Source organism: Caulobacter segnis, from assembly GCF_003243465.1.
Taxonomy (GTDB): domain Bacteria; phylum Pseudomonadota; class Alphaproteobacteria; order Caulobacterales; family Caulobacteraceae; genus Caulobacter; species Caulobacter segnis_A.
Map to the genome: position 1 here is coordinate 1 of NZ_QFQZ01000151.1, position 3,097 is coordinate 3,097.

Below are 3,097 nucleotides of genomic sequence, written 5' to 3' on the forward strand. Positions count from 1 at the left end.
CGACGCTTCACGTTCATCAGACACTCCTCTCCAGCTCCGAAAAGCTAGCATGGGTGTCCACTGAAACGAGGGAGGATCATGGCGAAGGTTGACGCCCTGGCCATGGTCGAGGCTCGGATCAACACAGCGCAACTAGACTGCGATCGGGTGCTGAAAGGCCACAGGGCGCTCAGGTCAGGCCGCGCCGCCCTCAAGAGCGAGACCCCCTCCGATGGCCCGCGGTAAGACCGCTCACCAATCCGACATCGATCGGGTCATGAAGTGCCTCAAGCGGGCTGGACATGGCGTCGCGTCGATAGTCTGTCTCCCCGGCGGCGGGGTCGAGATCAAGCCCGGCCCCTTGACGGAAGCCGAACCGGAGAAGCAGCCTGCCCAGCCCGTCGATGATCTGACGGCCTGGCGAGAACGGAAGAATGGTCGTCGTGCGCTTAAAGGGTCTGAATAGGGTCAAGAAGACCCTGAAGGACGGCTCGACGCGCGTCTATTGGTACGCGTGGAAGGGCGGGCCAAAGCTGGACGGCGAACCGGGTTCGCCTGAGTTCATGGCCTCCTACAACCGGGCGCTGGAGTCGATCCGTCAGCGGCCGGCCGAAAGCCTTGCCGCACTCGTCCAGCGTTACCGCGCCTCTCCCGAGTTCGCGCGCCTCGCCAAGAGCACGAAGGCCGAATGGTCGCGATGGCTGGACCGGATCGCCGCTGACGAAGGCCCCGACGATATCGGCGGCCTGACCTACAAGCTCCTTGATGACCGACGGGTGCGCGCCGACATCATCGACTGGCGCAACCAGTGGAGAGACCGGCCGCGCTCGGCCGACTACGCTATCCAAGTCCTGTCGGTTGTTCTCTCGCACGGCGTCGAGGCCGGTCTCCTTGAGCGGAACATCACGGTCGGCATTTCGCAGCTGTACTCGTCAAAGCGCGCCGACCAGATCTGGGAGCCGGGCGAGGTTGCCGCCTTCCGCGCGAAGGCCCCCTCCCCTGAGGTCTCGTTCATCGTCCCTCTGGCCTGCCTGACTGGCCTCCGCCGTGAGGACCTCGTGTCGCTGCTCTGGGCCCAAGTCGGCGACGTGGCGATCGTCAAACCCACGTCCAAGAGCCGAGGCAAGAAAACCCAGACCGTCCCGATCCTCCCCGAGACCCGCATCCTTCTGGACGAGATCAAGGCGCAACAGGCCCGGCGCCACGCCGAGCTATGCGCTCGTGCAGCCAAGCGCCGGGAGCCCGATCCGCCGGCCTGCCTCACCGTTCTATCGAATACCCGTGGCCGCCCCTGGAGCGTCAACGGCCTGGAGCACCAGGTCATCGATACCAAGACCGCGGCGGGCATCACGAAGCACCTTCACGACGCACGCGGATCTTTCGCGACCCGCCTACGCCGCGCCCGCCTTGTCGCCGCGGAAATCGCCGACATCCTGGGCTGGGAGGAAAGCCGCGTCGAGCGTCTCTTGGCGACCTACGTCGATCGAGACGCGATCGTCATGGCCCTTGCCCACCGTATCAATCAGGCCGATACCTAGGCCGTTCGCAGTTGGGAAATCGTCCCTAAACCCCTTACAGCGCATAGCGCCGATAAGTGAGAGTTGGGAGACGGTCCATTGATTTCATTGGATAAACCGTAGCTTCCCAAGCTGAATGTCGGGGGTTCGATTCCCCCCGCCCGCTCCAGCTTTCCTCGCATTGGATTGACGCTCGCCGGCTTCGCGCGCACGATCGCCTCAAACAGACGTTTGGGGAGAAACGCCATGGCCGACGGGGTCCTCGATCCGCAGGTTCATGACCGCGCCAAATTCCACGCGATGGTCGACGGCACGGCTGAGGACTGGGCGATCATCGCCGGCGCGGCGGCCGAGTTCGGCCGAGACCTGCCCAAGCGCCTGATCGCGCACTTGAACCTGCTGAAAGGCGACTGCGGCGGTTTCGCCATCGATCGGCTGGAGCATAGTCTGCAGACGGCCACCCGCGCCCATCAGGCCGGCGAGGACGAGGAGTACGTCGTCTGCGCCCTGCTGCACGACATCGGCGACATCCTCGGGCCGCGCAACCACGCCGACATCGCCGCGGCGATCGTCCAGCCCTTCGTCTCCGAGCGTAACCACTGGATGGTCGCCCACCACGCCGTCTTCCAGGGGTATTACTTCTTCCACCACCTGGGTTTGGACCGAAACCTGCGCGACCAGTTTCGAGGCCATCCGGACTTCGAATACACGGCGAAATTCTGCCACGTGTACGACCAGGAGGCCTTCGACCCGAGCTTCGCGTCGATGCCTTTGGAGGCGTTCGAACCGATGCTCGGGCGGGTGATGAGCACACCCAAGCGCTCGATCTACATGGCGTCCCGCGCCGCGGAGTAAACAGGCCTCCCCGAAGCGCCGGGGAGGCCGTAAGCCCTACTCGATCCGCTCGGCCTTGATCCCCAGCTTGGCGAGTTGCGCCTGGACGCTGTCGGGACCGACGAGGTGTCCCGAGCCGACGGCGACGAAGCTCACGCCCGAACCGGCGAGCTTGGTCTTCAGCTGCCCCGCCCAGTCCTGGTTGCGCTTGACCAGCAGCAGTTCGTAGAGCTCGGGATAGTCGCCCTTCATCTCGGACACGAATTCCTTTTCCAGAGCCGCGGTGTCGCCGGCGGCCCAGGCGGCGACCATCTTGTCGATCTTGCCGACGCCCTCGTCGACGTCGTCCAGGGTCGCGCGCAGGAAGTCGGCCTCGGTCTTGGGCGGGAGGTCGGCGAAGAAGCGGATCTGCTGCTCGGGCGTCTCGAAGGCGTTCTTGGCCTTGCCCGCGTCGGCGGCGGCCTTGGCTAGCACCTGCTCGACGCCGCTTTTGGGATCGTAGCCGGCCTTGATCACCGGCGCCATCGACAGCGAGACGGCCGCCAGCCAGGGCCGCATGGCCTCGAGCGCCTGGGGCGGCAGACCCGCGCCCTGGGCCAGTTCGGCCGCGTGCTTGAAGGCCTCGGGTCCGATCTTGCCGGACAGCGGCTTGGCCGGATCGAGGCCGTACTTCAGCACCAGCGGCTGCATCACGGCCGGATCGTCGGCGCCGACGATCTCCAGCGTCAGGTCGGCGCTGCTCTTGAAGGCCTGGTCGATCTTGGCCG

At 65.5% G+C, this 3,097-nt stretch carries 3 protein-coding genes; 2 read left to right on the plus strand and 1 reads right to left on the minus strand.

Annotation, left to right across the window (positions count from 1 at the left end; genetic code table 11):
- Nucleotides 1-422: 422 nt before the first annotated feature.
- Together DI526_RS23300 and DI526_RS23305 are read left to right on the plus strand one after the other, a co-directional pair.
- A complete protein-coding gene (locus tag DI526_RS23300; RefSeq protein WP_304283402.1) occupies nt 423-1,517 on the plus strand; it encodes a tyrosine-type recombinase/integrase in 1,095 nt (364 codons plus the stop codon).
- Between the two features lie 225 nt (nt 1,518-1,742).
- Nucleotides 1,743-2,351, plus strand: coding sequence for an HD domain-containing protein (locus DI526_RS23305; RefSeq protein ID WP_304283405.1), 609 nt, complete (start codon nt 1,743-1,745; stop codon nt 2,349-2,351).
- A gap of 36 nt (nt 2,352-2,387) precedes the next feature.
- Here DI526_RS23305 and DI526_RS23310 read toward each other — a convergent pair.
- On the minus strand, nt 2,388-3,097 hold a 710-nt coding region (locus tag DI526_RS23310; protein WP_304283408.1), incomplete at its 5' end, for a TraB/GumN family protein.

Coding starts and splice junctions, on each gene's coding strand:
- DI526_RS23305 (WP_304283405.1), top strand. CDS start 1,743: ATGGCCGACGGGGTCCTCGATCCGCAGGTTCATGACCGCGCCAAATTC.